At 48.4% G+C, this 3,022-nt stretch carries 2 protein-coding genes; both read right to left on the minus strand.

Annotated features, from left to right (window positions below):
• On the minus strand, positions 1-799 hold a 799-nt coding region (locus tag RMO55_RS05815), incomplete at its 3' end, for a thiazole synthase (RefSeq protein ID WP_310424762.1).
• Between the two features lie 238 nt (positions 800-1,037).
• Entirely contained in the window at positions 1,038-2,648 is a 1,611-nt protein-coding gene (locus RMO55_RS05820; RefSeq protein ID WP_310424764.1) for an MBL fold metallo-hydrolase, read from the minus strand.
• Between the last annotated feature and the right edge of the window lie 374 nt (positions 2,649-3,022).

Below are 3,022 nucleotides of genomic sequence, written 5' to 3' on the forward strand. Positions count from 1 at the left end.
TTAGTGGCGAACTAGCTGCTGCTACTGTCGCGATCGGAATTCGCCCCGCGAGATATCCCAATCGCCCCGATACGGCAGCTAAACCCATCGCCTGAGCCATCAGAGGGGAATTCTCGGCACAGGCGATCGCCGTATTGATCAGAAGTGCATCTGCACCGATTTCCATCGCTTGAGCGGCTTCGCTGGGGGTGCCGATTCCCGCATCGACGACTACAGGTACTTTGGCATTTTCGATGATGATTTGGATATTCGCCAGATTTCTAAGTCCCTGTCCCGAACCGATCGGCGAACCCAAGGGCATAACTGTCACACATCCGGCTTCTTCCAGCCGCTTGGCGAGGAGTGGATCGGCGTTTATATAGGGGAGTACGGCAAAGCCTTCTTTCACGAGCTGTTCGGCAGCCTGGAGAGTACCGATCGGATCTGGTAATAGATATTTACCTGCGGGAATTACTTCCAATTTGACGAAGTTATTATCTTCCTGTCCCAATAATTTTGCCATCTCGCGACCCAATCTCGCCACCCGCACGGCATCTTCGGCGGTTTCACAACCAGCAGTATTCGGCAACATCCAGATTTTAGACCAATCGATCGCTTCTGCCAAGCCTTCGTGTCCTGCGGCTTTAGTCTGGACTCTCCGCACGGCGACGGTAACGATCTCGCAACCACTGGCGATGATGCTCTCTTGCATTTGCGCGATGCTACGATACTTCCCCGTACCCGTCATCAGCCGCGAGTTAAAGGTTTTTCCGGCAATAATCAGGGGTGGATGGTGGATGGTGGATGGTGGATGGTGCATAGTGGATGGTGGATAGCATGAGACAAGATTGACTACGGTGGAGATCTTTACCCCCCAACCCTCCTTATAAAGGGGGGCTTTATTCCCTCCCCTTATAAAGGGGAGGGCTTTTCCGGCTCCCTCCCCTGCTTGGTGCGCTTCACTGTCGGGGAACCCGAACAGTGCGCGCATCCGCTTTATAAGGGGAGGGCTGGGGTGGGGTAAAAATCTCCGCAACCCCTCAAATAATTGTTACACTCTAACTCGATTCAAAAGCTGGACAAAAACCGTCGGGAGTGACTCTAAAGCCGTTGAGGGGCGATCGACTATTATAGCAGCGAGAAGCCCGTTGATGACGACAATTGCCGCAACAGTGGGTGTTGGGATCGAGATTGAGTTCTTGTTGTCGATCGAGTATTTCTCGTTGTGAGATACCTCTGAGGACGATTTCTTCTCCCTGCCATCTTGCTTCTATTAATCCAGTATCGGCGAAATTGTGCCATCGTGGGTCACTAGCGATCGGATTTGGTAGCGTAATATTAATTTCTCGTTCTGATTCGGTCAGTTCGCCCTCATAATTAGGATCTGCTGGCGGTGCGGGTTGGATAAATGTATCGCCAATTGGCAGCGAAACTAGAGTTCCCGCTCCTGGGGAGTGAAGATGGTAGCGGTTTTGTAGTTCTTCTAAACCTGTGAGATCGCCTAAATAATTTGCCGAGCCGTGAACGAAGACAACATGTTTGGGGCGGATATTATGGATTAATTGAGCGGTACCAGCACCATCGGAGTGTTCGCTCAAAAGATAGGTTTCAACGGCAATTTGTGGGGTGGTGGCGGGGAGTACAGTTACTCCATGCGGTTGAGTGGGGAATAATATCAGCCAGGGGAAAGGATGATCCTCGGTGTAAATTTGCAGATCGCTGTCGGTTTCGGCGATGATGATACAGGGACGCTGATGGATATTGGGTAAGGTATCTGGTGTAAGCTGGCGGACATGAGGGCGAACTTTTTCATCCCAGAATAGGGATTGATGGCGGGAAAAATTTTGGACAGAAGGCGGAAAATGGGGGAGCAACTGTAAGTAAAGATCGCAACCTGCGCCAATTTTAGATTCTACCCAGATATCGATATCGCGTCCGGTAAATAGGTGATGACTGCGCAGTAAAATTAGTAATTCTTGGGCGATACCCAGGGTGGTTACTGGTAAAATAATTGATTGTTGCTGAATAATGGCTCGATCGATCCGCGCCATCAAGGTATTTTCTTGTTTGCGGCGATGGGGATGACGAGCGGTACCATAACTACCTTCAACGATTAAGACATCGGGATTGAGATGTCGAATTGAGTCGAGGTGTAAGCCTTCTACCAAGCGGGAATTGGACAGAAAAAAGTCGCCTGTATAAAAGACACTATAGGATTGATAAAATCCGGTATATGTCAACAAAATAGCCGCCGCACCTGGTAAATGTCCGGCTAGAAACAGTTGTGCGGTTAAACCATCTTGAAACTCGATCGATCTGCGCCAGGGTAAGGCTTGACAAAACTGCGGTACTCCGTCGCTTTCATCCAACCAATTCAGCGGTATCAGCAGGCTGGTGACTTCGCTACTATAAATAGGTAACTTGGGAAAAGCTCGATGGAGAGCGAGTAAACCCCTCGAATGATCTGCATGAGCGTGGCTACATATTACCAGATCGCAGATCGGCAGACCATCTTGAGTAATTAGTGGCGAAATATCTGTTATGCCACAATCGAGTAAGATCCGGTATGGCCCCATTTTAACCAGCAAACAGACTCCCTCGTCACTATGACCGACACCATAGGGAAGGCAGACTAGATCTTCATTACTAGCTTGGGGCAAAGTAGACAAGGGAAAAGTCCAGGATAAATTCGGTGCTAATCTTGAAAGATTGAAGCAATCGATCGGTCACTGTTTAGTGTGCGGAACCATTGCCATGATATTTGTCGGAATCATAAAAACCGTTACGGGTGCCAAAGAATAGCACGCCAAGCACAAAAGGAATCGTGAGAATTGGTTAGATAATTTGATCGCTCATAATTTAGGTTTTAGGCTTCAGGTTTTAGGCTTTAGGGAATTAAACTCCCGTCTTTAGTCGAGATTTTGCGGAGCTTACTCATCTATTATCTAACGATCGATCGATCGACTGCAACAATTGTTAACCATTCTTGATGAGATATCGTCAATTTGTGGCTAATTATAAAAATTTGCGGGCGAGGAAATAA

Origin of the sequence: Chamaesiphon sp. VAR_48_metabat_135_sub, from assembly GCF_031418915.1 — a bacterium.
In the GTDB taxonomy this organism is placed as follows: Bacteria; Cyanobacteriota; Cyanobacteriia; order Cyanobacteriales; family Chamaesiphonaceae; genus Chamaesiphon.